This window comes from Saxibacter everestensis (genome assembly GCF_025787225.1).
Lineage (GTDB): Bacteria > Actinomycetota > Actinomycetes > Actinomycetales > Brevibacteriaceae > Saxibacter > Saxibacter everestensis.
This window is the reverse complement of the sequence record NZ_CP090958.1, coordinates 2572495-2586119: the sequence shown is the minus strand read 5'-3', so window position 1 is coordinate 2586119 and position 13625 is coordinate 2572495. Positions and strand designations below refer to the sequence as shown.

Genomic DNA, 13625 nt, shown 5'->3' with positions numbered 1-13625 from the left:
AATGTCTACTCCAAATACACAGTCCAAGCCACTGCCAACGACCCGTAACGTCAAGGGTCTGCTCGGCACCAAGATCGGCATGACCCAGGTCTGGGACGAAGACAACCGTCTGGTTCCCGTCACGGTCATCGCTACCGGCGCCAACGTGGTCACCCAGGTTCGTTCCGCGGACGTCGACGGCTACCCCGCCGTGCAGATTGCCTACGGCCAGATCGATCCCCGCAAGGTGACGAAGCCGCTGACCGGTCACTTCGACAAGGCAGGCGTGACCCCGCGTCGCCACGTGGTTGAACTCCGCACCGCCGACGCCGCCGAATACACCATCGGCCAGGAACTCGGCACCGAGGTGTTTGATGCCGGCGTTAAGGTCGACGTCACCGCGAAGAGCAAGGGTAAAGGAACCGCCGGTGTTATGAAGCGTCACGGCTTCTCGGGCGTCGGCGCCTCCCACGGTGCACACCGCAACCATCGCAAGCCGGGTTCGATCGGTGGAGCTTCCACCCCGGGCCGGGTCTTCCGTGGCCAGCGCATGGCCGGCCGGATGGGCGCCGTGCGCCACACCACTCAGAACCTCACCGTGCACGCGGTTGACGCTGAAAAGGGTCTGCTGCTTGTCAAGGGCGCCGTTCCCGGCCCCAAGGGTGCAGTCGTTCTGGTCCGATCTGCCGCGAAGGAGGGCTAAGGACAATGGCTGAAACTTCTTTCTCCGTAAATGTTCTTGATGCCGCTGGCAAGAAGAACGGCACCACCGAACTGCCTGCAGAGGTATTCGGCGTGCAGACGAACGTGCCGCTGATCCACCAGGTCGTCGTCGGGCAGCTTGCCGCTGCCCGTCAGGGTACGCACTCCACCAAGACCCGCGCCGAAGTGCGCGGTGGTGGTAAGAAGCCGTACAAGCAGAAGGGAACCGGTAACGCCCGTCAGGGCTCGATCCGCGCTCCGCAGTATGCCGGCGGTGGAATTGTGCACGGCCCGCAGCCGCGCGACTACACCAAGCGGACCCCCAAGAAGATGAAGGCTGCCGCGCTTCGTGGCGCTCTGTCCGACCGGGCCCGCCTCGATCGCGTCTTCGTGATCAGCAGCCTGGTGGATGGCGATACGCCATCGACGAAGTCAGCTGCTGTCGCGCTGGCTAACCTGAGCCCGCGCCGTCACAAGCTCGTCGTTATCGAGCGCAGCGACGTCGTCACGCTCAAGAGCGTGCGCAATCTGGTCGACATTCACGTTCTGACACCGGACCAGCTGAACACCTACGACGTTCTGATCTCGGACGATGTCGTGTTCACCTCCGCAGCCCTCGAGACGTTCCTCAAGGGAGCGGCCAAGGGCAAGTCGGTCAAGGCAGTCGCAACCTCCACCGAGGCTGAGGCAGCCGGCTCCAAGGCTAATGAAGACGAGGAGGGCGCGAAGTGAGCGCCGTACAGAAAGACCCACGCGATGTCATCATCGCGCCGGTCGTTTCCGAAAAGAGCTACGGCCTGATCGACGAGGGTAAGTACACCTTCGTGGTGGACCCTCGCTCGAACAAGACCGAAATCAAGCTGGCCATCGAAAGCATTTTCGGTGTCAAGGTTGCTTCCATCAACACGCTCAACCGCGAAGGCAAGCGCAAGCGCACCCGTTTCGGGTGGGGCAAGCGCAAGGACACCAAGCGCGCGATCGTTGCTCTGAAGGAAGGCTCGATCGATATCTTCGGCGGGCCGCTCGGCGGCTGAGCCGGACGCATAGGAACTTTTTAAGAGGACTGAGACTCACATGGGAATCCGTAAGTACAAGCCGACGACACCGGGCCGTCGTGGCTCAAGTGTCGCCGACTTCGTCGAAGTGACCCGGTCGACGCCGGAAAAGTCACTTTTGCGTCCGCTGTCGAAGAACGGCGGCCGTAACAACCAGGGACGCATCACCACGCGTCACCAGGGTGGCGGTCACAAGCGCCAGTACCGCGTCATCGACTTCCGTCGGCATGACAAGGACGGCGTACCGGCGAAGGTCGCGCACATCGAGTACGACCCGAACCGCACCGCACGCATTGCATTGCTGCATTACGCGGACGGGGAGAAGCGATACATCGTTGCTCCGAACAAGCTCAAGCAGGGCGACGCCATCGAGGCCGGACCGGCTGCTGACATCAAGCCGGGTAACAACCTGGCGATGCGCAACATCCCGGTCGGTTCCGTTATCCATGCGGTTGAACTTCGCCCTGGTGGCGGAGCAAAGATCGCTCGCTCTGCCGGCTCGTCCGTTCAGCTCGTCGCCAAGGACGGCCCCTACGCCCAGCTGCGTATGCCTTCCGGCGAAATCCGCAACGTCGATCTGCGCTGCCGCGCAACGATCGGTGAGGTCGGAAACGCTGAGCAGTCGAACATCAACTGGGGTAAGGCCGGCCGGATGCGTTGGAAGGGCAAGCGCCCGACCGTGCGCGGTGTCGTGATGAACCCGGTTGACCACCCACATGGTGGTGGTGAGGGTAAGACATCTGGTGGTCGTCACCCGGTTAGTCCGTGGGGACAGGCCGAGGGTCGTACCCGCCGCCCGAACAAAGAGAGCGACAAACTCATCGTGCGTCGCCGTCGTACTGGCAAGAAGCGCTAATAGGGAGCCTGAACTATGCCTCGCAGCTTAAAGAAAGGCCCCTTCGTGGATGAACACCTGTTCAAGAAGGTGGCAGTCCAGAATGAGAAGGGGACCAAGAACGTCATAAAGACCTGGTCCCGGCGCTCGATGATCGTGCCCGATTTTCTCGGTCACACGATTGCCGTGCACGACGGCCGCAAGCACGTTCCAGTGTTTGTCACCGAAGCGATGGTCGGGCACAAGCTCGGCGAATTCGCACCGACGCGGACCTTCCGCGGCCACGAAAAGGACGACCGGAAGGGTCGCCGCCGCTAATTGCGGGCGTGCGATTCTTACGGCATAGATAAGAGAGAAGGAAGCGATGGAAGCCACGGCGAAGGCACGGTACCTCCGTGTCACGCCCCAGAAGGCCCGGCGCGTCGTCGACCTCATTCGTGGTCAGCAGGCGTCTGAGGCTCTGGCGGTGCTGAAGTTTGCACAACAGGATGTTTCCGAACCGATCTACAAGCTTGTCGCTTCGGGCATTGCAAATGCTCGGGTCAAGGCAGACCAGCTCGGTGAAGCATTCATTGAGGACGATTTGGTTATCACCGCTGCATACGTGGACGAAGGTCCAACGATGAAGCGGTTCCGGCCACGCGCCCAGGGTCGGGCATTTCGCATCAAGAAGCGCACCAGCCACATCACCGTAGTGCTCGGCACTGCGGATGATGTCAAGGCCGGCGCGGCTAACAAGAAGGGGAGTGCCCGCTAGTGGGACAGAAGATTAACCCCAACGGGTTCCGACTCGGTATCACCACCGATCACCGCTCGAAGTGGTTTGCTGATTCGACCAAGGTCGGCCAGCGCTACCGCGACTACGTCGGCGAGGATGTCAAAATCCGCCAGCTGATGACCGGTGGCATGGAACGCGCTGGCATTTCAAAGGTCAACATCGAACGCACCCGGGACCGGGTCCGCGTCGACATCCACACCGCTCGGCCGGGTATTGTCATCGGTCGCCGCGGCGCGGAAGCAGACCGGATCCGCACCGACCTCGAGAAGCTGACCAAGAAGCAGGTTCAGCTGAACATCCTCGAGGTCAAGAACCCGGAGATCGACGCTCAGCTGGTTGCCCAGGGCATTGCAGAGCAGCTCAGCAGCCGCGTGGCATTCCGTCGCGCCATGCGCAAGGGAATGCAGAGCGCTCAGCGTGCCGGCGCACAGGGCATTCGTGTCCAGTGCTCGGGACGTCTTGGCGGCGCCGAGATGAGCCGTTCGGAGTTCTACCGCGAAGGCCGGGTGCCACTGCACACGCTTCGCGCGAACATCGACTACGGCTTCTACGAGGCTCGCACCACCTTCGGCCGGATCGGCGTGAAGGTGTGGATCTACAAGGGTGACGTAACGGACAAGGAACTGGCCGCACAGCAGGCAGCAGCCCCAAGCCGTGGCCCACGTGGCGGCAGTGCCGGTCCTCGTGGCCGTCGCGGCTCGGACCGTCCGGCTCGTGGTGGCTCGGAGCGCGGCGCCCGCGGCGCAGCGCCTCAGTCAGGCGAAGCGGCACCGGCAGCCGGCGCGGCCGAGACCCAGAATGGAGCGGAGGACTAATCATGTTGATCCCCCGTCGTGTTAAGCACCGCAAGCAGCACCACCCGGGACGCTCGGGCGTTGCCAAGGGTGGTACCACGATTGCGTTCGGTGAGTACGGAATTCAGGCGCTTGAGCCTGCCTACGTTACGAACCGTCAGATCGAGGCCGCACGTATTGCGATGACGCGCTACATCAAGCGTGGTGGAAAGGTGTGGATCAATATCTACCCCGACCGCCCGCTGACGAAAAAGCCCGCCGAGACCCGAATGGGTTCCGGTAAGGGTTCGCCCGAATGGTGGGTGGCAAACGTTAAGCCAGGCCGGGTTCTGTTCGAACTCGCCGGCGTATCGGAAGAAGTGGCCCGTGAGGCTTTGCGCCTCGCGATCCACAAGCTTCCGCTCAAGGCCCGCATTGTGCGGCGTGAGGGTGGTGAATGATCATGGCTATCGGTTCTAAGGACCTGTCTGTTTCGGCTCTTGACGGTTACGACGACGAGCGTCTCGTCGAAGAGCTGCGCAAGGCGAAGGCAGAACTGTTCAACCTCCGCTTCCAGTCGGCCACCGGCCAGCTGGAAAGTCATGGTCGTCTGCGTGCGGTCCGCAAGGACATCGCGCGTATCTACACGATCATCCGTGAGCGTGAACTTGCTATCCGCACAAGCCCGGCTGCAGCGAAGGACGATAAGTAATGGCTGCAGCTAAAAAAGCAGAGCAGGAGAGCAACGTGAGCAATGCAGTAAAGGCGGACAACGCCGAAGCTGTTGCTAACGAGACCGAAGAGCGGGCGTTCCGCAAGGAACGCCGTGGCTATGTGGTCTCGGACAAGATGGAAAAGACAATCGTGGTCGCTGTTGAAGATCGCGTGAAGCACCGTCTTTACGGTAAAATCATCCGTCGGACCAGCAAGGTTAAGGTTCACGATGAAAACAACTCTGCCGGCATTGGCGACCTCGTTGTGATTAGCGAGACCAGGCCGTTGTCCGCTACGAAGCGGTGGCGCTTGAAAGAAATCGTAGAGCGCGCCAAGTAGAACACTCTTTGCACGGCGAGCGGGTTTCCCGCTCGCCGTGTACGGCAGTGATGAAGTCAGCAGAGCTTTAAGGCAATAATCCAAATCGACCGTTCCGCAAGGCTCGAACAGAGAACCGGCGTGACGACAGGAGTTCGACAGTGATCCAGCAGGAGTCGCGACTAAAGGTCGCCGACAACACGGGGGCAAAAGAGATTTTGACCATCCGCGTTCTCGGCGGTTCAGGTCGACGTTACGCCGGAATCGGCGACACCATCGTGGCCACCGTCAAGGACGCGATCCCAGGCGGCAATGTGAAGAAGGGCGACGTCGTGAAGGCGGTTATCGTCCGCACGGTGAAGGAGCGCCGTCGTCCAGACGGTTCCTACATCAGCTTCGACGAAAATGCCGCAGTGATCTTGAAGACCGACGGCGAACCACGCGGAACGCGCATCTTCGGCCCGGTTGGCCGTGAACTGCGCGACAAGAAGTTCATGAAGATCATCTCGCTGGCCCCGGAGGTGCTGTAATCGTGAGCGCGAATAAGACAGTCAAGCTGAAAATCAAGAAGGGCGATCTCGTTCAGGTGATCGCCGGTGCCAAGGCTGATCGTGGCGGAGACCGCGGCAAGCAGGGCAAGGTCCTCGAGGTTTACCCCGAGCGCAACCGTGTCCTGGTTGAAGGCGTCAACCGCGTCAGCAAGCACAAGAAGGTCGGCGCAAGCGGACGCGGAGCGAAGACCGGTGGAATCGAAATCCACGAGGCTCCGCTGCACATCTCGAACGTTGCTCTGGTAGACCCATCGGACAAGAAGCCAACCCGGGTTGGCTACCGCACCGAGACGGTTGAACGGGACGGACGTCAGAAGGCTGTGCGCGTACGTGTATCCAAGCGTTCCGGTAAGGACATCTGATGAGTACTGAAGCTATTGAAACGCCGGCAGCGATCGAGCTGCCACGGCTGAAGTCCAAGTACCGCGCGGAAATCGTGGCCAAACTGCAGGATGAGTTCGGCTACGCAAACGTCATGCAGGTTCCTACCCTGACCAAGGTCGTCGTGAACATGGGTGTCGGAGACGCTGCACGCGACTCCAAGCTGATCGAGGGCGCGATTCGCGACCTCACCGCAATCACCGGTCAGAAGCCGCAGGTCACCGCCGCTCGCAAGTCGATTGCGCAGTTCAAACTGCGTGAAGGCCAGCCGATCGGTGCGCACACAACCCTCCGGGGTCGTCGCATGTGGGAATTCCTGGATCGCGTCGTCAGCCTTGCGCTGCCGCGTATCCGTGACTTCCGCGGACTCTCGGATCGTCAGTTCGACGGCAACGGAAACTACACTTTCGGTCTGACCGAGCAGTCGATGTTCCACGAGATCGACCAGGACGCGATTGATCGCGTTCGGGGCATGGATATCACCGTAGTAACTACCGCCAAGACTGACGATGAGGGCCGCGCGCTGCTTCGTCACCTCGGTTTCCCATTCAAGAGCAACTAACTACGTTTCAGGTCCACCGCTTCGGTTGAGAGTTCTCGACCGTAGCGGGATGCGAAACCGTAACGAGGAAGGGCACGTGCCCAATGACAATGACAGATCCCGTCGCAGACATGTTGACACGTCTGCGCAACGCCAACTCGGCGTATCACGACGACGTAGCTATGCCGTACAGCAAGCTGAAGTCGCGTATCGCTGAAATCCTGAAAGACCAGGGGTACATCGCCGACTGGAAGGTCGAAGATGCCGAGGTCGGCAAGAAGCTTTTGCTTGACCTGAAGTTCGGCCCGAGCCGTGAGCGTTCTATCGCTGGAATCCGCCGCGTCTCCAAGCCAGGCCTCCGGGTCTATGCGAAGTCCACGAACCTGCCTAAGGTTCTCGGCGGGCTTGGCATCGCAATTCTTTCCACGTCGTCCGGTCTGCTTACTGACAAGCAGGCCGCCAAGAAGGGTGTGGGTGGGGAAGTCCTCGCCTACGTCTGGTAAGGGCAGGAGGAGAAAATATGTCGCGCATCGGCAGACTGCCAATTCCGGTTCCCTCCGGCGTCGAAGTCAAAATTGATGGCTCCAATGTGGCCGTAAAGGGCCCCAAGGGAGAACTGAGCCACACGGTGGCCAGCCCGATCACGGTTAGCAGCGACGATGGAAACATCGCCGTGGCCCGTCCGAACGATGAGCGCGAATCGCGTTCACTGCATGGACTGACCCGGACGCTGATCTCGAACCTGATCCAGGGCGTCACCGAGGGCTATTCCAAGAAGCTCGAAATTGTCGGCACCGGTTACCGCGTGCAGGCCAAGGGCTCGAACCTTGAGTTCGCGCTCGGCTACAGCCACTCGATCACCGTTGAACCGCCACAGGGAATTAGCTTCGCTGTGGAGGGCAACAACAAGGTGACCGTCTCGGGCATCGATAAGCAGCAAGTCGGCGAAGTAGCTGCGAACATTCGTAAGCTTCGCAAGCCTGACCCGTACAAGGGCAAGGGTGTACGCTACGCCGGCGAAATCGTTCGCCGCAAGGTCGGAAAGGCTGGTAAGTAAGCGATGGCCTTCGCCAAGAAGAAGAGTTACGGCAAGGGTAAGGCGGCAGCACGCACACGCCGTCACACCCGTTTGCGCAAGAACATCACCGGAACCACGGAACGCCCTCGTCTGGTCGTTTCGCGTTCATCCCGTCACGTGTTCGTCCAGGTTGTCGATGACACCCGCGGCGTCACGCTGGCAAGCGCCTCGACACTCGAGGCCGACCTGCGGGCTAACTCCGGTGACAAAACCGAGAAAGCCAAAACGGTCGGTGAGCTCGTTGCTCAGCGTGCCAAGGACGCCGGCGTAGACGCTGTTGTGTTCGACCGCGGGGGTAACGCCTACCACGGTCGTGTTGCAGCTATCGCCGACGGTGCTCGTGAAGGGGGACTCACCCTGTGAGCACTTCAGATGAAGCAACTAAGGAGCAGCAGGTGAGCGAAACCACCCAGGGCGCCGCAGCAACCGGTACCGGTTCTGCTGAGGGCCAGGCCGCTGGCCGCGGTGGCCGCGACCAGCGTAACGAAGGTCGTGGACGCGGCGGACGCGGTGAAGGCCGTGGCCGTGGCAACCGCGGCGACAGCCGCGAGGAAAAGAACCAGTTCGTCGAGCATGTAGTGACGATCAACCGTGTAGCCAAGGTGGTTAAGGGTGGACGTCGGTTCAGCTTCACCGCCCTGGTAGTCGTCGGAGACGGCGACGGCATGGTTGGCGTCGGCTACGGCAAGGCGAAGGAAGTTCCTGCAGCGATTGCCAAGGGCGTCGAGGAAGCCAAGAAGAGCTTCTTCCGGGTTCCGCGGATCGACAAGACGATCCCGCACTCGGTGCAGGGCGAAGCGGCAGCGGGCGTAGTCCTGCTCCGCCCGGCCTCCCCGGGAACCGGTGTTATCGCCGGTGGTCCGGTGCGTGCGGTTCTCGACTGCGCCGGTATTCACGATGTGCTGTCGAAGTCGCTCGGTTCGCAGAACCAGCTCAACATCGTGCACGCCACGATCGCTGCGCTGAAGATGCTTGAGCGTCCGGAAGAAGTTGCGGCTCGGCGTGGGCTTCCTCTCGATGAGGTTGCGCCTCCCGCGCTGCTCCGAGCTGCAAGCGGGGCGAGTGCATAATGGCAAAGCTGGAAATCAAGCAGATCAAGTCCAAAATCGGTGGTAAGCAGAACCAGCGCGATTCCCTCCGCTCGCTTGGCCTCAAGCGAATTGGCGACGTCGTCGTCAAGGAGGATCGCCCTGAGTTCCGCGGAATGGTTAACACCGTTCGCCACCTCGTCACCTGGAAAGAGGTGGACTAACCATGGCTGAAACCCAAAAGGAACACGCTCTCAAGGTTCACCACCTTCGTCCTGCCCCGGGTTCCAAGACTGCCAAGACCCGTGTTGGTCGTGGTGAAGGATCCAAGGGTAAGACCGCAGGTCGCGGTACCAAGGGAACGAAGGCTCGTTACCAGGTGCCTCACGGCTTCGAGGGTGGACAGACGCCGCTGCACATGCGGCTTCCAAAGCTGCGTGGCTTCAAGAACCCGTTCAAGGTGACCTTCCAGGTAGTCAACCTGGATAAGCTGACGTCCCTTTACCCGGATGGTGGCGATGTCACTGTCGAGAACCTGGTTGAAAAGGGCGCGGTTCGCGCCAATCAGCCGGTCAAGGTTCTTGGCACCGGCGAGTTGTCGGTGAAGCTGAACGTCAAGGTTCACGCTTATTCGTCATCGGCTGTTGAGAAGATCAACGCCGCAGGTGGATCCGCATCTGAGCTTTAACACTGAAGATAACCCTTCGTTGGGCGGGCAGTCTATCCGGCTGCCCGCCCAACTTGGGTATCGGGAGTTTCTGCACTACCCGGTTAGGCTGATAGCCTTCCCTAGAAAACTTTTACGTTCATCAGGCCGCTCAACGGTCGCCTGCTACCAGCCACCAGGAGGATGCTTGCTCAGCGCAATTGCGCGGGCGTTTCGCACGCCTGATCTCCGTCGTAAGCTCTTCTTCACGCTTGCGATCATCTCTGTCTTCCGCCTGGGATCGTTTGTACCTGCCCCCGGCATCGACTACAAGCAGGTCCAGGAATGTGTGGCGTCCCCTGAACTCACCCAGGGCGTTTTCGGCCTCGTGAACCTCTTCAGCGGCGGCGCATTGCTGCAGCTGTCCATCTTCGCGCTCGGCATCATGCCGTACATCACGGCCAGCATCATCACGCAGCTGCTCCGCGTCGTCATCCCGCGTTTCGAACAGCTGCACAAGGAAGGCGCGGCCGGTCAGGCCAAGCTGACCCAGTACACCCGTTACCTGACGATCGGCCTCGGACTGCTCAACGCCACCACGCTCGTGGCGACAGCCCGATCCGGTGCGCTGTTCGGCAACGTCGCCGGCTGCACGAACCTGATAGTTGACGACAGCTGGATCGGTATCGGCCTGCTGATTATCACCCTGACGGCAGGCACCGGCCTGATCATGTGGCTCGGTGAGCAGATCACCGAGCGTGGCGTCGGCAACGGTATGTCGCTGCTGATCTTCACCAGCGTCGCCTCTGCGTTCCCGTCCTCCTTCGGCGCGATCGTCAGCTCGCAGGGCTGGGACGTGTTCGTGATCGTGGTACTGATCGGCCTGGTCATCGTCGGACTGGTTGTCTTCGTTGAGCAGTCGCAGCGCCGGGTACCGGTGCAGTACGCAAAGCGCATGGTTGGCCGGCGGATGTTCGGTGGCACTTCGACCTACATCCCGATCAAGGTGAACATGGCCGGCGTCATCCCGGTGATCTTCGGCTCGTCCCTGCTCTACCTTCCGACCTTGATCTCCCAGTTCGGCGATCCTCAGTCGGCCTGGGTGCAGTGGATCGCGCAGTACCTGACCACGGGCGACCACCCGCTCTACATGGCGCTGTACTTCTTGCTGATCGTCTTCTTCACCTACTTCTACGTCGCGATTACCTTCAACCCCGAAGAGGTCGCAGACAATATGAAGAAGTACGGCGGCTTCATTCCCGGTATCCGTGCCGGGCGGCCAACCGCCGAGTACCTCAACTATGTTCTGACCCGGATCACCCTTCCGGGCTCGCTGTACCTCGGCTTCGTCGCGATGATCCCATTGATCGCTCTCGTACTGATCGACGCGAACCAGAACTTCCCGTTCGGTGGCACGTCGATCCTGATCGTGGTCGGCGTCGGACTTGAAACTGTGAAGCAGATCGATTCACAGATGCAGCAACGGCATTACGAAGGCCTGCTGCGCTAGAAGCTTCAAATGCACACCTCGTGCCGGCCCGCCAGGCCGGCACGAGGAGGCGCAGTCGCCCGACTTGTCGGGTATGACTTACCTAAGAAAGAGACTCATATGAGTGCACGCATTATCCTGATCGGCCCGCCCGGCGCCGGCAAGGGAACGCAGGCCGCCAGGCTGGCAGAACGTCTGCAGATTCCCGCGGTATCCACCGGGAGCATCTTCCGGACGAACGTGACCGAGGAGACTCCGCTCGGCGTCGAGGCGAAACGCTACATGGACGCCGGGGAGTACGTTCCGGATGAAGTCACGAACAAGATGGTGCGGGAGCGTTTGCAGCAGGATGATGCGCTCAACGGTTTCCTGCTCGACGGTTACCCCCGAACGACCGCCCAGGTCACTGCGTTGGACGAAATTCTGGCCGAGACGGGGGATTCGCTGGATCACGTCGTCGAGCTCGAGGCAGACACCGACGAGGTCGTCGCCCGCCTGTTGACCCGGGCGCAGATCGAGGCGCGCGCGGACGACAGCGAGGAAATCATCCGCCACCGGCTGGATGTCTACGTTGAGCAGACCGCCCCGCTGACCAAGCTGTACGCCGAGCGCGGCCTGCTGCGCACAGTGGACGGACTCGGTGCTGTCGACGAGGTCTCCTCGCGGGTCCTCGCTGCCATCGGCCAGGACCAGAAGGCCTAGGGCTTTCGCGGTGTTCGGCGGACGAAAGATCGAATACAAGACAGAGGGACAGATCCGGCTGATGCGAGAGGCCGGTCTGGTGACCGCAGCCGCGTTGGGTGCCGCCAGGGATGCGCTGACACCTGGTATCACAACCCGTGAGCTGGACGCCATCGCCGCCGCCGTGATCAAAGATGCGGGCGCCACGTCGAACTTCAAGGGCTATCACGGCTTCCCGGCGACGCTGTGTATCTCGGTCAACGATGAGGTGGTGCACGGCATACCGGGCGATCGGAAGATAGCGCCCGGAGACCTGGTCTCGATCGATGGCGGCGCTATCGTTTCCGGCTGGCACGGCGATTCTGCGTTCTCGGCCGTCGTCGACCCGGTCGACTCCGAGAACCAGCGGCTGATCGACATCACCGAACAGGCTATGTGGGTGGGTATTGCCGCTCTCGCGTCGGCCAGGCACGTGGGGGAGATAGGTGCGGCAATCGACGACTTCGTGACGGCCTCCGCGGCCGACTTCGGCATCCTGGAAGACTATGTCGGGCATGGAATTGGCACCTCGATGCACCAACCGCCGGACGTGCTGAACTACCGCGCCTCCAATCTCGGTCCCAAGGTCAAGCCCGGGCTGTGCCTGGCTATTGAACCAATGCTGGTTGCCGGTGATATCGCGACCCGGGTGCTCGACGATGACTGGACCGTGGTGACCGAAGACAAACGGAATGCGGCGCACTGGGAGCACAGCGTTGCCGTGCACGACGGTGGAATCTGGGTGCTGACCGCACCCGACGGCGGGGCGGCAAAGCTCGCCGAACTCGGTGTGACGGTCGCGCCGCTCGACTGATGTCCGCGGATGGAACGCCTGAGCCGAACCGGTCGGGATCGTTGCGTTCGCTTATCCTCCCGGCCTACCTGCCGGCGGTTCTCTACGGCGTGGGGCAGGGAGCGGTTCAGCCGATCATCGCGCATTCCGCCATAGACCTCGGAGCCAGCGTAGCGTTTGCCGGTTTCGTTGTCGCACTGGTCGGAATCGGCCAGATCTGTGCTGATCTGCCGGTTGGCGCGCTGGTCACCCGCATCGGCGAGAAACGATCGATGCTGCTCGCCGTCGGTCTCGATGTCGTCGCGCTGCTGGTGTGCATCTATGCCACGTCGCTCTGGATGCTGTGCCTGGCCATCGCATGTACTGGCGCCTCCGGCGCGGTCTGGATGCTGGCCCGCCAGGTGTACGTGGCCGAAGTTGTGCCGTTTGGACTGCGGGCGCGGGCATTGTCCACGCTCGGCGGAACGCACCGGATCGGCATGTTCATCGGCCCGTTCGTCGCCGTCGTCGCTATCGGACTGCTTGGCACTGTCGGCGGCTACTGGGTGCATCTGGGCTCCTCGCTGCTCGCCGGCATCGCACTCCTTGTTGCACCCGACCTTGCCGCCGATCGCCGCCGGACGTCGACCACCGTCGCGCCGGTCAGCGTGTGGACGATGGTGAGACGGTACCGAAAGGTTCTCGGCACGCTTGGTGTTTGTGTGCTGCTCGTCGCCGGGATCAGGGCGTCCCGCCAGGTTGCGCTGCCGCTGTGGAGCAGTCACATCGGCCTGGATGGTCAAAGCACGTCGCTGATCTTCGGCATAGCCGGCGCGGTCGACATGCTGCTGTTTTATCCGGCCGGAAAGGTGATGGACCGGTTCGGCAGGGTCTGGATAGCTGTGCCGTCCGTCGTCGTGCTCGCGCTGGCATTGCTCATGATGCCGCTGACCCAATCGTTTGGTTCCCTGCTTGTGGTGGCTCTTGTGCTGGGCGCCGGAAATGGAATCGGCTCAGGCATCATCATGACGCTCGGCGCAGACGTCTCGCCGCGCACGCACCGGGCGTCTTTCCTCGGCTCGTGGCGGCTGCTCTCAGATAGCGGAAATGCGGTCGGCCCGCTGCTGCTGTCAACTGTGGCCGCGACGGCGGGCCTCGGCGCGGGCATTCTGGCGATAGGCGGACTTGGGCTGGCGGCGGCTGTGCTGCTCGGCAGGTGGGTGCCGAAGTATGGCGTCGGGCCTGAACCGTGATTCGTCGTCCGC

23 protein-coding genes are annotated in these 13625 nt (G+C 61.6%); all 23 read left to right on the top strand.

Annotated elements, in window-relative coordinates; all coding sequences use genetic code 11:
* Window positions 1-31 precede the first annotated feature (31 nt).
* The 23 genes from rplC to LWF01_RS12245 all read left to right on the top strand — a co-directional run bounded on the left by rplC (window position 32) and on the right by LWF01_RS12245 (window position 13613).
* Window positions 32-682, top strand: coding sequence for a 50S ribosomal protein L3 (rplC, locus tag LWF01_RS12355; protein ID WP_349640913.1), 651 nt, complete (start codon window positions 32-34; stop codon window positions 680-682).
* Window positions 683-687: 5 nt separating this feature from the next.
* Window positions 688-1413, top strand: coding sequence for a 50S ribosomal protein L4 (rplD, locus tag LWF01_RS12350; protein ID WP_349637681.1), 726 nt, complete (start codon window positions 688-690; stop codon window positions 1411-1413).
* On the top strand, window positions 1410-1715 hold the full coding sequence (rplW, locus tag LWF01_RS12345; RefSeq protein ID WP_349637680.1) for a 50S ribosomal protein L23: 306 nt from the start codon (window positions 1410-1412) through the stop codon (window positions 1713-1715). Before rplD ends, rplW begins: the two co-directional genes overlap by 4 nt.
* Window positions 1716-1755: 40 nt before the next feature.
* Complete coding sequence (rplB, locus tag LWF01_RS12340; protein WP_349637679.1) at window positions 1756-2592, top strand: 50S ribosomal protein L2; 837 nt, start codon at window positions 1756-1758, stop codon at window positions 2590-2592.
* Between the two features lie 15 nt (window positions 2593-2607).
* Window positions 2608-2889 (top strand): 30S ribosomal protein S19, encoded by a 282-nt coding sequence (gene rpsS, locus LWF01_RS12335; RefSeq protein WP_349637678.1) that lies wholly within the window; start codon window positions 2608-2610, stop codon window positions 2887-2889.
* Window positions 2890-2935: 46 nt separating this feature from the next.
* On the top strand, window positions 2936-3328 hold the full coding sequence (gene rplV, locus LWF01_RS12330) for a 50S ribosomal protein L22 (protein WP_349637677.1): 393 nt from the start codon (window positions 2936-2938) through the stop codon (window positions 3326-3328).
* Window positions 3328-4164 carry a 30S ribosomal protein S3 gene (rpsC, locus tag LWF01_RS12325; RefSeq protein ID WP_349637676.1) on the top strand — a complete coding sequence of 279 codons (837 nt, stop codon included), beginning with the start codon at window positions 3328-3330 and terminating at the stop codon, window positions 4162-4164. Before rplV ends, rpsC begins: the two co-directional genes overlap by 1 nt.
* A 2-nt stretch (window positions 4165-4166) precedes the next feature.
* The gene (gene rplP / locus LWF01_RS12320; protein WP_349637675.1) at window positions 4167-4583 is read left to right on the top strand and encodes a 50S ribosomal protein L16; all 417 of its coding nucleotides are present in this window, start codon (window positions 4167-4169) and stop codon (window positions 4581-4583) included.
* A gap of 2 nt (window positions 4584-4585) precedes the next feature.
* Entirely contained in the window at window positions 4586-4834 is a 249-nt protein-coding gene (gene rpmC / locus LWF01_RS12315; RefSeq protein WP_349637674.1) for a 50S ribosomal protein L29, read from the top strand.
* Window positions 4834-5175, top strand: coding sequence for a 30S ribosomal protein S17 (gene rpsQ, locus LWF01_RS12310; RefSeq protein ID WP_349637673.1), 342 nt, complete (start codon window positions 4834-4836; stop codon window positions 5173-5175). The genes rpmC and rpsQ overlap by 1 nt, the downstream gene beginning before the upstream one ends.
* Before the next feature lie 140 nt (window positions 5176-5315).
* Complete coding sequence (gene rplN, locus LWF01_RS12305; protein ID WP_349637672.1) at window positions 5316-5684, top strand: 50S ribosomal protein L14; 369 nt, start codon at window positions 5316-5318, stop codon at window positions 5682-5684.
* A 2-nt stretch (window positions 5685-5686) separates the two neighbouring features.
* A complete protein-coding gene (gene rplX, locus LWF01_RS12300) occupies window positions 5687-6067 on the top strand; it encodes a 50S ribosomal protein L24 (RefSeq protein WP_349637671.1) in 381 nt (126 codons plus the stop codon).
* A complete protein-coding gene (gene rplE, locus LWF01_RS12295; RefSeq protein ID WP_349637670.1) occupies window positions 6067-6648 on the top strand; it encodes a 50S ribosomal protein L5 in 582 nt (193 codons plus the stop codon). The genes rplX and rplE overlap by 1 nt, the downstream gene beginning before the upstream one ends.
* Window positions 6649-6731: 83 nt before the next feature.
* On the top strand, window positions 6732-7130 hold the full coding sequence (gene rpsH / locus LWF01_RS12290) for a 30S ribosomal protein S8 (RefSeq protein WP_349637669.1): 399 nt from the start codon (window positions 6732-6734) through the stop codon (window positions 7128-7130).
* A gap of 17 nt (window positions 7131-7147) precedes the next feature.
* Window positions 7148-7684 carry a 50S ribosomal protein L6 gene (rplF, locus tag LWF01_RS12285; RefSeq protein ID WP_349637668.1) on the top strand — a complete coding sequence of 179 codons (537 nt, stop codon included), beginning with the start codon at window positions 7148-7150 and terminating at the stop codon, window positions 7682-7684.
* 3 nt (window positions 7685-7687) lie between these two features.
* A complete protein-coding gene (gene rplR, locus LWF01_RS12280) occupies window positions 7688-8068 on the top strand; it encodes a 50S ribosomal protein L18 (RefSeq protein ID WP_349637667.1) in 381 nt (126 codons plus the stop codon).
* 32 nt (window positions 8069-8100) lie between these two features.
* The gene (rpsE, locus tag LWF01_RS12275) at window positions 8101-8775 is read left to right on the top strand and encodes a 30S ribosomal protein S5 (RefSeq protein WP_349637666.1); all 675 of its coding nucleotides are present in this window, start codon (window positions 8101-8103) and stop codon (window positions 8773-8775) included.
* Window positions 8775-8957, top strand: coding sequence for a 50S ribosomal protein L30 (gene rpmD, locus LWF01_RS12270; protein WP_349637665.1), 183 nt, complete (start codon window positions 8775-8777; stop codon window positions 8955-8957). The genes rpsE and rpmD overlap by 1 nt, the downstream gene beginning before the upstream one ends.
* A gap of 2 nt (window positions 8958-8959) precedes the next feature.
* Window positions 8960-9421: a 50S ribosomal protein L15 gene (gene rplO, locus LWF01_RS12265; RefSeq protein ID WP_349637664.1), complete on the top strand. Its 462-nt coding sequence runs from the start codon at window positions 8960-8962 to the stop codon at window positions 9419-9421.
* Window positions 9422-9587: 166 nt separating this feature from the next.
* Window positions 9588-10889, top strand: a complete 1302-nt coding sequence (gene secY / locus LWF01_RS12260) for a preprotein translocase subunit SecY (RefSeq protein WP_349637663.1) — start codon at window positions 9588-9590, stop codon at window positions 10887-10889.
* Window positions 10890-10988: 99 nt separating this feature from the next.
* Window positions 10989-11570: an adenylate kinase gene (locus LWF01_RS12255; RefSeq protein WP_349637662.1), complete on the top strand. Its 582-nt coding sequence runs from the start codon at window positions 10989-10991 to the stop codon at window positions 11568-11570.
* Window positions 11571-11631: 61 nt separating this feature from the next.
* Window positions 11632-12402, top strand: a complete 771-nt coding sequence (map, locus tag LWF01_RS12250) for a type I methionyl aminopeptidase (RefSeq protein WP_349640912.1) — start codon at window positions 11632-11634, stop codon at window positions 12400-12402.
* Window positions 12402-13613, top strand: a complete 1212-nt coding sequence (locus LWF01_RS12245) for an MFS transporter (protein WP_349637661.1) — start codon at window positions 12402-12404, stop codon at window positions 13611-13613. Before map ends, LWF01_RS12245 begins: the two co-directional genes overlap by 1 nt.
* Window positions 13614-13625 lie beyond the last annotated feature (12 nt).